This is a genomic window from Flavihumibacter sp. UBA7668, from assembly GCF_002483205.1.
Taxonomy (GTDB): Bacteria; Bacteroidota; Bacteroidia; order Chitinophagales; family Chitinophagaceae; genus Flavihumibacter.
The window spans coordinates 157,862-171,777 of the sequence record NZ_DLHM01000007.1 but is presented as its reverse complement, the minus strand read 5'-3'; the positions used below and the strand labels follow the sequence as shown (position 1 = coordinate 171,777).

Below are 13,916 nucleotides of genomic sequence, written 5' to 3'. Positions count from 1 at the left end.
CGTTGGTAGGTAGATTCCTGTCGTTTGGCGCTGATTTTCCGGATTCTTTCTTTTTTATCGATTTTTGCCCAATATGAAACGTTCAGCTATTCACATTACCTATTGGATCATGTACCTTTTATTACGGGTTCTGATTGAATTCCTATGGGTGAAGGGGGTAATAACCGAATTGCAACCAGTTGAACTGATGAGGGGCTCTTTCCTGGCATCTTTGATTTATCTGATACCAGAAATTATGTTTTCATATTATCTTCTCTGTTTTGGATTGGATCGGGTTTTGAAGAAAAGCCAATATCGGTTTTTTTATTTCCTTGAAATAGTACTGGTATTATCGGTCACGATTTATTGCATGAGAATTCTTGCACACAATCTGGTTGCACCTTATGCTTACCAAAATCAGTTGCCATTGGCGCCTGTTCTGGGGGGACAACGAATTTTATTATTACTCGTTGATATAATTTTTGCAAGCGGAGTTTTACTGGCAATTGAGTTCACCAGGAGGCAGCTGGAGTTTAAGGAAAGAGAAAAGGAATTGATCAGGGAAAAACTTAGTGCGGAATTACAATTGCTGCGAAACCAAATCAATCCACATTTTTTATTCAATACGCTTAATAATATCTATGCCCTTACCAGAAAAAAATCTGACAAAGCTCCTGAAGTAGTGATGAAATTATCAGAGCTCCTCAGTTTTATGTTGTATAAATCCAGCGTAGATACAATTACGATACAGGAAGAGGTGCGCGTTCTGGAGGATTATATTGAGCTTGAGAAAATCAGGTATGACCAGCGACTTTCCATTCGGTTTACCAGAGTAATTGATGACCCTTCGCAGCGTATTATTCCATTAGTATTTCTACCACTTGTTGAAAATGCATTTAAACATGGAATCAGTGAAAGTAGGTTTGATTCCTTTGTACATATTGATTTACGGTTAAAAAAAGGAAAATTACTTTTCACTATTGAAAATTCGGTAGAAAAAAAAGAACAGGAAGTGCAGGTAGGAAATATCGGCTTGTATAATACACAAAGACAATTGGAACTGACATATAAGGAGTATAGGCTGGATCGCGAATCAAATCAGCATTCATTTAAATTAAATTTAGATCTTAACCTGATGAGCTATGGAAAAATTTAGTTGTATAATCGTGGAAGATGAACCATTGGCTGCAGAAGTGCTTGCAGACTATGTAAAACAAACTCCTTTTTTAGAACAGGTAGCAGTTTGTTCCGATGCTATTTACGCATTGGAGTTTTTGCAGCATCATACAATTGATTTAATCTTTCTGGATATTCACCTGCCGAAATTAAAAGGGTATGATTTTATAAGAACGCTAAAGAACCGTCCGCAGATTATAATTACAACGGCTTACAGAGATTATGCACTGGAAGGATATGATTTAAATGTGGTGGATTATTTATTAAAGCCGATAAGTTTTAATCGATTCCTTACTGCAATAAACAAAGTTCGCAAACAGGTGGAGCAGGAACCGGTCCAAATTTCCAGGCAAACAGTTGGACAATTGGAGTCGCCCTATCTTTTAGTGAATGTAAATAAAAAACGCGTCAGAATATATTTATCAGATATACTCTATATAGAAAGTAAAAAAGAGTACATAAATATTGTAACCATACAGCAATCCTACCTTACCAAATACCCCCTGGGTGAAATAGATCAGCAACTGGACAAAGGTCGTTTCATTCGGATTCATCGTTCGTTTATAGTAGCCAGAGAAAAAATCAGGGCTTTTAATTCTGCTGAAGTAGAAGTTGGTGGTGAACAGATTCCCATTGGGCGCAGTTACAAAGAATTGGTTTTATCTATGCTGGGAGATCCACTGGGATGATTGTTGACGTAAACTAGCTGTATGTGGGTAGTTGCCGGTTGTTTGTTGACGAGCTTTCCTGCATGTTTTTTTTGTATTTAATTTCCGGTTTAAACAATGCCCTCCTATATGAAGATTCCTTCCTCGCTTCTTTTCGCAGCTTTATTCCTGATCGCTTCCTGCAGTAAATCTGATGACAAACCCGCAAATAGTCGTGATTTGGTTTATGAATTCACCGGGACTTATACAGGTTCTATAACAGCTGCCTATACCAATGCAAATGGATCCACAGTTAGTGAACTGGTAAATAGTTTACCCTGGAAAAAGGAAATAAAACTTTCATCATCTGTGGCAGGAGTTGGATTTTCTTTCTCTCCTGTGGTGGCGAAACCCGGTGTGGCCGGACAAGCCATGACAATGCGGTTATCGGCTGGTGGTAAAGTGAAGGAAACTTTAAGCGGAACTGCCGATGCCATGGGTTATATGGTAACTTTTGGAACAATTGCCTATGTAATACAATAAAAGCCTATTTTTTGGTAGCAATTAAAAAGGTCCTGTAATTGCAGGACCTTTTTAATTGGGGAAGATTATTCCCGATTTTATATTGCTTTTGTATTCAGGTTAGTGTCAGCAATACCCGTCAGCAATTCATCACATTTCTTTTCTTCCGTCAGTGTTTTCAATAACTGTTGAAGGGCGGATTTGTGACCCAAAACTTTAGCAAATGCTGCTAATGTTCCATAGCTTGCAATTTCATAATGCTCCACTTTTTGAGATGCTGCTATAATTCCAGCGTCGCGCACGGAACCTGCCTGGGTTTCCTCCATAATAGATTTGCCTTCATCCAGCAAACCCTGCATGGCATCACATTTTTTAGCCTGTGGCTTTTTGCCCAGTTCACTGAAGCAGGTTTCCAGTCTGCTTACGTGGTTCTTTGTTTGTTCCAGATGGTCGCCAATTGCTTTTTTCAATTTTGTATCTGAAGCATTTTTCTGCATTTTTGGAAGTGCTTTTACCAGTGCTTTTTCTGCCCAGTAAAGATCTTTCAGTCCATCTTCAAATAAGGATGAAAGATCTTTTGCTGCATCTTTTTTAGCGGGTATTTTTGCAGTTTTTTTTAGAGCAGTTTTTTTACTTGTAACTTTTTTTGTTGGCATACAAAAAGGTTTATTGGTTAATGGATTTGAATTCCACAAATAATATAAAATAATCATGCCATCACTCAACATCCTGATTTCTCTATAAATTTTATTCGGATTCCTTCAATTCATCGAGCAGGTTTTTGATCTTTTTTGCATGTTTCCCATAAAAACTATCTACCCACCTGTTAGTAGCCCAGATTATAAAGATTGTCATGCAAACCAAAACAATTGGGATGAAGATCCAGTCTGCGTCTGTAAGTAAAGGTTTTTCAGGATTTTTCAGCATTCTTGAATTGAATACAATCAAAAGTGCCGCTATCATTGCAAAGGGAACCAATAAAAAGGAAAAAGATTTGTAGGCTTCCATATTAATACGGATTTCGTAGTACAACTCATATAAACTGTCCTTTGAGTTTCCGGAATAATTGTGCATCATTTTAAAGAAGCCATAGAAACGATAAAAATAATACAGTGATACAATCAGTAAAAGAAGGTAAATGCTATAATATGCCATACTGAATTGCTGATTGAATCTGAATTGAATTGGCCAAAAACCCATTAATACAATGGCCAGACTCTGAAAGATCAATTCTTTTTTCATATTGAAGCGGATCTTATCAAGAGGCTGGTTGACCTGTTTCAATTTCTCTAAGGTAGGATTCAACGAATCGCTGTCCTTTCCTTCCTGTTTCCAGGCTTCCTGTAGTTCATCAAGATTCATAGCCTAATTGTTTTATAATTTCTTGTAATTTTTCTTTTGTCCGGCTGAGTTTTACTCTGGCATTGTTTTCCGAAATTCCCAGGTGTGCACTGATTTCACGGTGGGATAGTCCTTCCATAAAATAGAAAATCAGGGCTTTTTCAATTGAATTCAGATAATGTACTGCTTTATAAAAAATCTTCATTTGTTCCATCTGTCCGGATGCAGTTTCCTCTGCTTTTATTTCTGGAAGCTGATCCAGTTCGGTAGATGTCTGTGGGCGCCGTTTATCCTTTCGCAGGAAAGTGATGGCCGTATTTACAGCAACCCGGTACATCCAGGTGGAAAAACTGCTTTTACCTTCAAAACGCTGATAGTTAGTCCAAAGGCGCAAAATGATTTCCTGCATAAGGTCCTCCCTGTCTTCACTTGTATCCATATACATTCTGGACACCTTAATCAGGATGCCCCGGTTCCTATCTATCCGGTCTAAAAATTCCATTTCCGCTTGTGTGGCCACTGTTGTAATACTTCCTATGATTCTTATAGTTGGTCGCTCAATTTCCCCATTCGTTACAATTTGTGGTAAAATTTTATTGTAACTTAATTATTCAGTTATATGCCCGTTTTCACAAATACAGATTTACCGGCAGTTAAGCCACAGCCTTCCGTTGAACAGGAGTTGCTTTGTTCCATTGAGGAAGCAGGTCAGGTAATAATTCATGCAAGCATAACCTGCAAGGCCTGGTGGGAGCTGGTTCGGATCTGGAAAACAACCTATTTGATTGACCGGAGTGCGGGCCACAGGAGTCAGTTATTACACGCCAGCAATATTTCACTTGCCCCGAATTGGACGCCAATTGTACAGGGACAAACGATCCGGTTTACCCTGGTTTTTGAGTCGCTGCCAAAAAACTGCAGTTCCTTCGATTTTGCTGAAATCATCCCGGAACCAGGTGGTTTTATAATCCTGAACATCGCGCGAAATCAAACAGATGTTTACCGGATCGATTTGTCAAATCCCGAATAATTATGTTTATTATGGATTTAAATCCTAAATAAACATAATAAAAAAGGATTAAAATCCGGAATTATTATGTTATTTTGCATATAATAAGAGGTGAAAGATGATAAAGCGTTCTATTGCGGAGGGTTTGTATAAGCGGTTTCACCAGGGGAAAGCCATTATTTTACTGGGTGCCCGGCAAATTGGGAAATCCACGCTGGTGGAAGAACTCCTGAAACAGCACGGGCTCGACCCTGTTTACCTTAATGGGGATGAGGCGGATGTGCGTGAGCTTTTATCCAATCCGGGTTCAACCAGACTAAAATCAATCCTTGGCAAAAACAAGCTGATTTTTATAGACGAGGCCCAACGGATACCAGAGATTGGATTAACGCTGAAATTGATTACAGATCAGTTAAAGGATGTACAGGTGATTGCCACAGGATCCTCTGCGCTGGATATCAATAATAAATCTGCTGAAACACTGACGGGAAGAAAATTTGAATTCACCTTATTCCCTATCAGTTTTGATGAAATGGTGGGGCATCATGGTTTGCTGGAAGAAAAAAGACAATTGGAGCGAAGACTGGTATATGGCTATTATCCGGAAGTAATTAACTATCCTGAGGAAGCAGAAGAGCGGATAAAATTGCTGGCTGATAGTTATTTATACAAAGATATTTTGTTGCTGGAACAGGTTAAGAAACCAGTGTTGCTGGAAAAGCTTTTACGGGCATTGGCACTTCAGGTAGGGTCGGAAGTGAATTATGCTGAACTGGCGCAGCTCGTAGCGAGTGATCCCAAAACAGTGGAAAAGTACCTTGATTTACTGGAGAAAGCATTTGTTGTATTTAAGCTGCCCGCATTGAACCGGAATGTCAGAAATGAAATAAAAAAAGGGAAGAAAATTTATTTTTTTGATTGTGGTATCCGAAATGCGATTCTGAATGATTTCAAACCGTTGCATAACCGAACAGATATTGGTGCTTTATGGGAAAATTTTATAATTAGTGAGCGGTATAAATTCATACATAACAGGAATGAGAAAAAATCTTTTTACTTCTGGAGAACAACCCAGCAGCAGGAAATCGATCTGATTGAAGAGCAGGGAAATGAAATGACAGCATTTGAAATAAAATGGAATCCATCAGCAAAAATGAAATTCTCCACTACATTTACAGATAACTATTCAGTTAAAGAATTGATCAGGGTGCATCAGAAAAATTTTGATGAAATCCTTCGCAGTTAAATTGCCATTATGAAATTTCTACGTCCTCTTTATGTGCAGGTGGTTCTCGGTATCCTGCTTGGTATACTGGCTGGCGCACTGTTTCCTTCTTTTGCTCCAGGTGCAAAATTGATCAGTGACACTTTTATCAATATGATCAAGATGGTGATTGCGCCTGTCATATTTTTTACAGTAGTAGCAGGTATTGCAGGTGCAGGTGATCTGAAAAAAGTGGGCAGGGTTGGATTAAAGGCGTTCATCTACTTTGAAGTTGTAACAACACTGGCCCTGATCATAGGATTGGTGACGGCCAATCTGGTAAAGCCGGGCGAAGGTGTTCATTTTACCGGAGGTCCCAATCAGCAGGTTGAGAAAATTGCAGAGCAGGCAAATGAAATGGACTGGGCCGCATTTTTTACTCATATCGTTCCGTCTAATGCGGTAGATGCTTTTGCCAAAGGTGATATTTTACAGATACTTTTCTTTTCGGTATTATTTGCCATTGGTTTAAAAATGACTGGTAATGCCGGAAACAGCCTGTTGCTTAGTTTTGAAAAAATCAATAAAGTCCTTTTTAATATTCTTCATATTGTGATGCGCCTTAGTCCGCTTGGTGCATTTGGAGGGATGGCATATACAATTGGACAATACGGATTTGGAACACTGGCAGTACTGGGAAAACTTATGATGACTTTTTACCTGACCGGTTTCCTTTTCATATTTGTGGTACTTAACCTGATTTGCCTTTACTACCGCATTAATTTGTGGAAATTGCTGGTTTATATTAAAGAAGAAATTTTTGTTGTAATCGGGTCAAGTAGTAGCGAAGCAGCACTTCCATCCCTTATGGAAAAGTTAACCAAAGCAGGTTGCGAAAAAGAAGTAGTAGGATTGGTAGTGCCGACCGGCTATTCTTTTAATCTGGATGGAACCACCATTTATCTGAGTATGGCGGTAATTTTTCTCGCGCAGGTTTTTGATATTAATCTGAGTCTGGGTCAGCAACTAACGGTTATTGGTATTCTGTTAATAACCAGTAAAGGAGCTGCTGGAGTAACCGGTAGTGGATTTATTGTACTCACTTCCACTTTAACTGCACTGAAGATAATACCATTGGAGGGTTTGGCACTCCTGATTGGAGTGGACCGTTTTATGAGCGAAGGCAGGGCTGTTGTAAATTTTATCGGAAATTCAGTAGCTACTGTTGTAATTGCGAAAACAGAAGATGCTATTGACCTCCCTACCTATCAGACTGTTGTGAATCAGGGACAGGTACCTTCCTGATTTTTTTGGAACCTGTTACAGAAAATGGAAAAGCGACACCAGATGAATAGTATTAAAAAACATCCATGATCGTTTTATTTTCATTCCGGGTTTTATTGATAGCAATGGCAGTGGTGCTAAGTTCTGGCTGTCTCATTGCTCAGTTGAAACTTGGCTCCCTGCCAGGCGCTAATACTATTCCTCTTCAAATTACCGAAGTGGATAGAAGCCCAAATGTTCGAGCGTATACGTTTAATCCATCCGGCCTGGTACCTGAAATCAATTGGACAGCCGACTGGATATGGTTAAACCCTTCTCAATATCCACAGTTGCAACGCACCAAAACAACCTGGCTTGGCCCTCAGGAAAATAATTATCCTTACCGTGTTTTTTTCAGACGAGAATTGGAGTATAAGTCTGGTAATGAACCGGTTTATCTCTATTGTACTGCGGATGTTCGGTTTCGGCTATACATCAATGGTAAACTTACTGCGGAAGGGCCCGTCAATACTGGCGGTGATTACAATGATTCAAACCCTCCCGGTTATTGGTACTATAGTGTTTATGATATCAGTACTTTCCTGACTAAAGGTAAGAATACAATTGCGGTAGAAGTATTCAGCTGGGCGCTGGAATGGTCCGAAATTACGAGTACATACGGACGTTTTATTGCCGAGATTAAATCGGGTAAACAAACCCTGCTTCGGTCAGATACAAATTGGAAAGCAGCCACCGATACCAGCCTCCAACGGAAAGCTGACTGGCTGGAATGGCAGGTAGCGAAAGAAATTCCGGAATGGAAATCGGTCGAATTTGATGATGCTGCATGGCCGAAAGCAGCTATTCAGATAAATGCTTCTGCTACCAGGTTGATTCGCAGTTCAATTCCTGAATTGATGCAGACTCCTCTTCAGCCTAAAAACTTGCTACGGAATAGTAAGGTATCCGAAGACCATTACCTGCTTGATTTTTCAAAAAACCGTGTTGCCCGCATCCAATGCAGTTTTACTGCAAAAGCCGGAGACACCATCGAGATAATTCCATTTGAGAAAAAAGAATATGTTGCAAGTCCCTCCCGGGCTATTAGACTAATCGCTAAAGAAGGAAAAACGGAATTCAGGAGTCCTAACCTTGCGGCATTCCGCTATCTCAAAGTTCGTATAGCAGCCAGTGCACCCGTTCAAATTCATTCTTTCGAAGCAATATTTACAACCTATCCGGTTGCTTATCAGGGTAGCTTTTCCTGCTCCGATAATTTTTATAATCAGCTTTGGTCAATTGCCAGGTATACCACCCAACTTTGTATGGGAGATATGTTTTATGATTCACCCATGCACCAGGAGCCGAATGCCTGTACTGGTGATTATTTTATTGAATCACTTAATGCTTTTTATGCATTTGGTGAAAGCTGGTTAACCCGGCAGAACCTGGTCCAGACAGCACAGATGCTGGAGAAAAATAGTTATCGTATGTTTCATACGAGTTATTCGCTAATCTGGGTCCAGATGCTTCAAAAATATGTTCATTTTACGGGAGATTCCACTATTCTGTCCGAAGTATTGCCGGCAGCTCATCAGTTGATGACATTGTTTCGGTCCTATCTGAATAAAGATTATCTGATTGCAAATGCACCTAATTATATGTTCATGGACTGGATAAAGATCGATCGTTTTAATGCGCACCACCCGCCGGCAATGATCGGTACCGGTTATATGACCGCTTTTTATTTTAAAGCACTGAAAGACCTTGTTTGGTTACAGGAATGGGGAAGCCGACATTCAGTTAAAGAAGCATCCATCCAGACAGCTCAACAATATAATCGGTTAGCAGACAGTATCAAATGGGGAATTGAATCCATGTTATGGGATTCGGGAAGAAAATTATACCGTGATGGTATAGCGGGTATGACCACTTCCCAACCTTCCTTCTGGCTGCCGGCAGACACAGCCATCATAACCTACAGTGCACATATGAATACACTGGCTGTATTATATGGAATCGCTCCAAAAGAACGGGAACTTTCACTGATAGATTATGTAGTTACTCAAAATGAATATGAACTTCAGCCGTATTTCATGTCCTATGTTCTTGCTTCACTTACCAAACTCGGAAAAACAGACGAAGGGTTGGAGCAGGTGGATAAATGGAAGTTCGGAATTGACACCAGTACCTATACACTTAAAGAAAACTGGCAGGAGATAAGTGCTACCGGTTATCGGGGCGATTACAGTCATGCCTGGGGTGGTGCTCCTTTATTGTTTTTATCAACTAATCTTTTAGGAGTTACTCCTTATAGTTCAGGGTATCGCCAAATTACCATCCATCCATATGAAGGAAATAAAATTAATTGGGCGAATGGAAAAGTGCCGATAGGCAATAATGAAGTGGTTGAAGTTGATTGGAGTAAGGAAAAGGTAAAATCCAGGTGGAAATACAATCTGCCGTCCAACCGGACTGGCATATTGCGTATGCCGGAAAGCTGGCGAAACAAGCAGATATATATTAATGGTAAGAAAGTTAATTACCAGAAGGAAATGACCTGTTCTTCCTCAACCATCTTTATTGAGGTACAATAATTAGTTTTCAGCTGTTGCCAATTGTTTATTGTATTTGTTACGGTAGGCGATTGGATTAAGTCCTGTAATCTTTTTAAATAGTGAGCGAAATGCCTTGGTGTCGGTATAACCAACATCATACATGACTTCATTAATATTTTTACGGGTAGCTTCAAAGCTTCTTTTGGCTGCTTCCACTTTCACCCGCTGGATGTATTCTGCAACTGTATTATTGGTGGCATGCCGGAAGCGGCGCTCCAGACTTCTGCGACTGATAGCTACCAATCCGGCTAATTCATCAACCGATAATTTTTCTGTATATTTTTTTTCTATATGATCCTGTACTTTTTTTATTTCCTCATCTGCATGATCCTTTTGGCCGTTAAATATGGCAAAAACAGACTGGCTGTTTCTGTCTATATCTATGGCAAAATATTTTGAAGCAAGAATGGCAGTTTCCCGGTTGGTATATTTCTCAAGAAGATAGATTAACAGATTCCAATACGAATTCGCCCCGCCACTTGAGTAAATTCCCTGCTCTTCCGTTATAATATGACCATCCATTATGGTTATTTCCGGATAACGCTCTCTGAATTCCTGGTAAAATGCCCAGTGAGTTGAACATTTTTTCCCATCCAATAATCCGGTTTCGGCCAGTATAAATGCACCAAGACAAAGCGAAGCTATTTCTGCTCCATTTTGACGTTGCTTTACAAGCCAGGGTAGATAATCAAGATTTGAAGCAATTGAATGAGCAACGGGACTTGAAATGGCTGGAATGATAATCAGATCTGTTTTTTGAACTTCATCAATTAATAAGTCAGCCTGAATGGAAAAGACTCCCCCTAATAATTGAGTCTGCTTTTTTAAGCCAACCAACTGAACGTCAAATAATGGGTCTTTTCCCGCTGCTTCCAAAAATTGATTGGCGGTTGTAAATAAATAGCGTGGATCAGCAACAGCTTCCATTACGGCACCCTCCGGAACCAGGATAGAAATTGATTTCATGCCATGAAATTAAGGTAAAACTATGACGGAAACTCCCCTCTAATCAGTCGCAATTGGCAACTCCTCCTCTAAAATTTAAAGGACAATTTTACACCAAATGATTTCGCTGATGCACCAGATGATTACCTATCTAAGCTTTAATGGCAATTGCCGTGAAGCAATGCTGTTTTACCAACAATGTCTGGGAGGAGAGCTTAGCTGGCAAACAATTGGCGAAACTCCGGTGGCTAAAAAGTTACCTGCTTCAGTTCAAAACTATATTCTTAATGCAAGCCTTATGAAGGATGACTGGATATTGATGGGTACCGATATGGTTGCTGATGAGGGATTGATAAGAGGGAATACTGTATCCATTTTATTGGAATGCAATACTGAAGAAGAAATGCGCCGATGTTTTGAAAACCTGGTACGGGGCGGAAAATCCACGCAGGATATTGAGCGAACCTATTGGGGAGCTTTATTTGGAGGCCTGACCGATCGATTTGGGAATCAGTGGTTACTAAAATATGCGGATTATGAAACAGACTAAACAGAACTGTTGTTTTGATTGAGGATTTTTCTAAATGTAAGATTAATTCTTCCACTCATGGTCCTGCTTCGCTTGGGCAATGAATGCTCCCAAAAATGTTGGGTACTGCCTTTCATCAGTAGAAAACTCCCGTGTGTTAAGAGCAGAGTTTTTTTAAGTTGTTTGTCCCGGTAATGGCGGAATTGAAACTCTCTGTTTTCTCCAAATGAAACAGATCCAATTATTGGATTTGGACCCAATTCCTTTTCATTGTCCCGGTGCCAGCCCATACTATCCTGTTGATTGCGATAGTAGTTTAAAAGTGCACTGGTGAATTGGATGCCGGAAATGCTTTCAATTCTTTTTTTAATGATCAATAGTGGATGAGTCCAGATCTCAGGAGTCATGGTGATTCCTGAGTAAGAGTAAGGTTTATTTTCTTCTCCGTACCACGCAGTTAAACGGGGTTGCATGATTTCTTTTCCAAAGAGTTTGATTGGCTCCTGTTTCCAATTCACTTCCTCCTGAAGCTGACGGAATAGTTGATCGCTTTCATCTTTGGAGAAAAAATCGGGATAATAATATACCTCTCCCTCCTTTGGTAATAAATTCTCCATGAATTAATCTCCTTTGCGTAAAACCTGACCAGTTCGTAAACCGGTATGTTTTCCATTTTCAAGTACCAGTTTTCCATTTACCAGAATGTATTCGAATCCTACAGAGAACTGATGCGGATTTGAGAAGCTGGCTTTATCAGAAACGATGGATGGATCAAATACTACAATATCGGCGGCCCTTCCTTCCAGTAATATTCCGCGTGATGGAAGATTGAATTTTTGCGCTGCAAGAGATGTCATACGCCGAATGGCTTCTTCAAGTGAAATAATTTTTTCTTCACGAACATATTTACCCAATACCCGGGCATTGCTCCCATATCCTCGGGGATGAGGCATTCCGGTTCCATCTGATACTCCTGCATCTGCTCCAACCATATTATGCGGAAAGGCCATTAAATAACGGATATCATCTTCACTCATACTGTGATATACCATTTGTGCCCCACCTGCCTGAATAAGATCCAGGACTGTCTTTATTTCTTCTTTAATTTTCTTCTTTCTTCCTTTTATAAGATTAATCTCCGGAATAGATTTGCCATTGTAACTGCTGTCTGCTTCATGCCGGGCAACAACAGCATGGCTGTAATCAGGGTACTTATTTTTCTTTAATGACTCCAGCATTTCTTTTTCAATGCGCGCTTTGATAGCAGCATCTCCTAAACGCTTTCGGATAGAATCAAGTCCCCCTGATTGTGCCCAGTCTGGTAATTGTGTATTCAGATTTGTACTGCTTGCCGTGTAAGGATATTGATCAATTGTAACATCGTATCCTTCCACTCTGGCTTTTTTTATATAATCGAGGGTTTCTTTGGATCGGCCCCAATTGGCCCTTCCCGCTACTTTGAAATGTGAAATTTGAACAGGTAGTTTGGCCTGTCTGCCTATTTCAATGGCTTCATCAATTGCTTCTGCCACTTTTCCTCCTTCACTACGGATATGGGATGCATAAATTCCTCCATGGGCTGCTGTTACTTTTGCCATACCAACCACTTCTTCTGTTTTGGCATACATGCCGGGCAGATAAATTAAGCCGGTTGAAAGTCCGACTGCTCCATCCTGCATGGCTTTGCTCATCAGGCTGTCCATTTTGCGCTGATGGGTGTTTGTTATAGGAATGTTCTCGAGACCGACGGCCTGCCGGCGGATTGTATTATGTCCGGCCAGCGATGCAATATTTATCGAAGTGCGGGTACTGTCCACCTTCCTGAAGAAATCCTGTAAATCATCAGAAGCTGATCCGCAATTTCCGGTTATAACTGTTGTTACTCCATCATAAATAAAATTATCTGCGGTAGGCCGGCGGAAAATACTTCCTTCTATATGTCCATGTACATCAATAAATCCCGGCGCAATTACCTGTTGTTTTACATCGATGGTTTTTTTTGCTGTTTTTGAATGGAGCTGACCAATGGCAGCAATCTTACCATTTTTAATAGCCAAATCACCATAAAACCAGGCATTCCCTGTTCCATTAATTATTTTTCCGTTGATCAGAAGAATATCGTAGTCCTGCGCATATAATTGGGGATTACAGCAGCACGTAATAAGAAGCGTCAAAAAAAGCGGACAAAATTTTCGGTTATGCATACCAGCTATTTATATTAAAAAATACTACTTTTTAGGCAGGTGTGCGATCACTTCTACCTCCAATTGATAGCCCGGCATATAGAGCCTTGTAATTTGGACCCAGGTGGCGGCTGGAAAATCATTCCTGTAAAAATGTTTACGGATTTGATTGTTTGCTTTCATTGCTTCAATATCGGTGGTATAAAGATTCTCTTTGACTACATGCTGAAATCCTGCACCATAGTGTTGTAAGGTTTTTTCAATGGTGGTATAGAGTCTCTCTATAGATGCCGGATCAATGTTTGCTGCAACTGTACCGGAAATGTAGAGAATATTGTCGACCAATACGGCCTGGGCATAACCGGCAGTGCTATCCTGATCATCGGGCTGTCCAAAATGAAATTTCTTCTTTTGGATTGATCCCTGTTGCGAGAATCCTGCATTAAACAGAAAAATGGATAAAAATAAGGTAGTGTAAAACTTCATGTGGAATGGTTTAA

The 13,916-nt window shown here is 40.1% G+C and carries 15 protein-coding genes; 8 read left to right on the top strand and 7 right to left on the bottom strand.

The features are described from left to right. The first annotated feature begins 109 nt into the window (after nt 1-109). From B2746_RS18515 to B2746_RS18505, 3 genes are all read left to right on the top strand, one after another. On the top strand, nt 110-1,135 hold the full coding sequence (locus B2746_RS18515; protein ID WP_290797210.1) for a sensor histidine kinase: 1,026 nt from the start codon (nt 110-112) through the stop codon (nt 1,133-1,135). After that, complete coding sequence (locus B2746_RS18510) at nt 1,122-1,844, top strand: LytR/AlgR family response regulator transcription factor (protein WP_290797207.1); 723 nt, start codon at nt 1,122-1,124, stop codon at nt 1,842-1,844. The genes B2746_RS18515 and B2746_RS18510 overlap by 14 nt, the downstream gene beginning before the upstream one ends. A gap of 108 nt (nt 1,845-1,952) precedes the next feature. Beyond that, nucleotides 1,953-2,345 carry a hypothetical protein gene (locus B2746_RS18505; RefSeq protein ID WP_290797204.1) on the top strand — a complete coding sequence of 131 codons (393 nt, stop codon included), beginning with the start codon at nt 1,953-1,955 and terminating at the stop codon, nt 2,343-2,345. 77 nt (nt 2,346-2,422) lie between these two features. On the opposite strand, the gene B2746_RS18500 is transcribed toward B2746_RS18505, so the two are convergent. From B2746_RS18500 to B2746_RS18490, 3 genes are all read right to left on the bottom strand, one after another. Beyond that, the gene (locus tag B2746_RS18500) at nt 2,423-2,980 is read right to left on the bottom strand and encodes a ferritin-like domain-containing protein (protein ID WP_290797202.1); all 558 of its coding nucleotides are present in this window, start codon (nt 2,978-2,980) and stop codon (nt 2,423-2,425) included. Between the two features lie 91 nt (nt 2,981-3,071). Next, nucleotides 3,072-3,686: a hypothetical protein gene (locus B2746_RS18495; RefSeq protein ID WP_290797199.1), complete on the bottom strand. Its 615-nt coding sequence runs from the start codon at nt 3,684-3,686 to the stop codon at nt 3,072-3,074. Beyond that, nucleotides 3,676-4,167: an RNA polymerase sigma factor gene (locus tag B2746_RS18490; protein WP_290797196.1), complete on the bottom strand. Its 492-nt coding sequence runs from the start codon at nt 4,165-4,167 to the stop codon at nt 3,676-3,678. The genes B2746_RS18495 and B2746_RS18490 overlap by 11 nt, the downstream gene beginning before the upstream one ends. A 117-nt stretch (nt 4,168-4,284) precedes the next feature. On the opposite strand from B2746_RS18490, the gene B2746_RS18485 reads away from it, so the two are divergent. The 4 genes from B2746_RS18485 to B2746_RS18470 all read left to right on the top strand — a co-directional run bounded on the left by B2746_RS18485 (nt 4,285) and on the right by B2746_RS18470 (nt 9,738). Continuing rightward, the gene (locus B2746_RS18485; RefSeq protein ID WP_290797192.1) at nt 4,285-4,695 is read left to right on the top strand and encodes a hypothetical protein; all 411 of its coding nucleotides are present in this window, start codon (nt 4,285-4,287) and stop codon (nt 4,693-4,695) included. 97 nt (nt 4,696-4,792) lie between these two features. After that, entirely contained in the window at nt 4,793-5,920 is a 1,128-nt protein-coding gene (locus tag B2746_RS18480; RefSeq protein WP_290797189.1) for an ATP-binding protein, read from the top strand. 9 nt (nt 5,921-5,929) lie between these two features. Then, nucleotides 5,930-7,183, top strand: coding sequence for a C4-dicarboxylate transporter DctA (gene dctA, locus B2746_RS18475; RefSeq protein ID WP_290797186.1), 1,254 nt, complete (start codon nt 5,930-5,932; stop codon nt 7,181-7,183). A 65-nt stretch (nt 7,184-7,248) separates the two neighbouring features. Beyond that, nucleotides 7,249-9,738, top strand: coding sequence for an alpha-L-rhamnosidase C-terminal domain-containing protein (locus tag B2746_RS18470; protein ID WP_290797183.1), 2,490 nt, complete (start codon nt 7,249-7,251; stop codon nt 9,736-9,738). Here B2746_RS18470 and B2746_RS18465 read toward each other — a convergent pair whose 3' ends face one another. Then, nucleotides 9,739-10,725, bottom strand: a complete 987-nt coding sequence (locus B2746_RS18465; protein ID WP_290797181.1) for a GlxA family transcriptional regulator — start codon at nt 10,723-10,725, stop codon at nt 9,739-9,741. 97 nt (nt 10,726-10,822) lie between these two features. Between B2746_RS18465 and B2746_RS18460 the strand changes: the two genes are divergently transcribed. Further along, on the top strand, nt 10,823-11,254 hold the full coding sequence (locus B2746_RS18460; protein ID WP_290797177.1) for a VOC family protein: 432 nt from the start codon (nt 10,823-10,825) through the stop codon (nt 11,252-11,254). Here B2746_RS18460 and B2746_RS18455 read toward each other — a convergent pair. From B2746_RS18455 to B2746_RS18445, 3 genes are read right to left on the bottom strand one after another with little or no spacing between them, the layout of a single operon-like run. Further along, nucleotides 11,251-11,850, bottom strand: a complete 600-nt coding sequence (locus B2746_RS18455; RefSeq protein ID WP_290797174.1) for an alpha-ketoglutarate-dependent dioxygenase AlkB family protein — start codon at nt 11,848-11,850, stop codon at nt 11,251-11,253. The genes B2746_RS18460 and B2746_RS18455 overlap by 4 nt on opposite strands. Before the next feature lie 3 nt (nt 11,851-11,853). Next, nucleotides 11,854-13,437 (bottom strand): N-acyl-D-amino-acid deacylase family protein, encoded by a 1,584-nt coding sequence (locus tag B2746_RS18450; protein ID WP_290797172.1) that lies wholly within the window; start codon nt 13,435-13,437, stop codon nt 11,854-11,856. 24 nt (nt 13,438-13,461) lie between these two features. Next, nucleotides 13,462-13,902 carry a RidA family protein gene (locus B2746_RS18445; protein WP_290797169.1) on the bottom strand — a complete coding sequence of 147 codons (441 nt, stop codon included), beginning with the start codon at nt 13,900-13,902 and terminating at the stop codon, nt 13,462-13,464. Nucleotides 13,903-13,916 lie beyond the last annotated feature (14 nt).

Excerpts from the sequence above, each read along its gene's own strand:
- B2746_RS18515 (WP_290797210.1), top strand. The coding sequence starts at position 110 with ATGTACCTTTTATTACGGGTTCTGATTGAATTCCTATGGGTGAAGGGG.
- B2746_RS18510 (WP_290797207.1), top strand. The coding sequence starts at position 1,122 with ATGGAAAAATTTAGTTGTATAATCGTGGAAGATGAACCATTGGCTGCA.
- B2746_RS18505 (WP_290797204.1), top strand. The coding sequence starts at position 1,953 with ATGAAGATTCCTTCCTCGCTTCTTTTCGCAGCTTTATTCCTGATCGCT.
- B2746_RS18500 (WP_290797202.1), bottom strand. The coding sequence starts at position 2,980 with ATGCCAACAAAAAAAGTTACAAGTAAAAAAACTGCTCTAAAAAAAACT.
- B2746_RS18495 (WP_290797199.1), bottom strand. The coding sequence starts at position 3,686 with ATGAATCTTGATGAACTACAGGAAGCCTGGAAACAGGAAGGAAAGGAC.
- B2746_RS18490 (WP_290797196.1), bottom strand. The coding sequence starts at position 4,167 with ATGGAATTTTTAGACCGGATAGATAGGAACCGGGGCATCCTGATTAAG.
- B2746_RS18485 (WP_290797192.1), top strand. The coding sequence starts at position 4,285 with ATGCCCGTTTTCACAAATACAGATTTACCGGCAGTTAAGCCACAGCCT.
- B2746_RS18480 (WP_290797189.1), top strand. The coding sequence starts at position 4,793 with ATGATAAAGCGTTCTATTGCGGAGGGTTTGTATAAGCGGTTTCACCAG.
- dctA (WP_290797186.1), top strand. The coding sequence starts at position 5,930 with ATGAAATTTCTACGTCCTCTTTATGTGCAGGTGGTTCTCGGTATCCTG.
- B2746_RS18470 (WP_290797183.1), top strand. The coding sequence starts at position 7,249 with ATGATCGTTTTATTTTCATTCCGGGTTTTATTGATAGCAATGGCAGTG.
- B2746_RS18465 (WP_290797181.1), bottom strand. The coding sequence starts at position 10,725 with ATGAAATCAATTTCTATCCTGGTTCCGGAGGGTGCCGTAATGGAAGCT.
- B2746_RS18460 (WP_290797177.1), top strand. The coding sequence starts at position 10,823 with ATGATTTCGCTGATGCACCAGATGATTACCTATCTAAGCTTTAATGGC.
- B2746_RS18455 (WP_290797174.1), bottom strand. The coding sequence starts at position 11,850 with ATGGAGAATTTATTACCAAAGGAGGGAGAGGTATATTATTATCCCGAT.
- B2746_RS18450 (WP_290797172.1), bottom strand. The coding sequence starts at position 13,437 with ATGCATAACCGAAAATTTTGTCCGCTTTTTTTGACGCTTCTTATTACG.
- B2746_RS18445 (WP_290797169.1), bottom strand. The coding sequence starts at position 13,902 with ATGAAGTTTTACACTACCTTATTTTTATCCATTTTTCTGTTTAATGCA.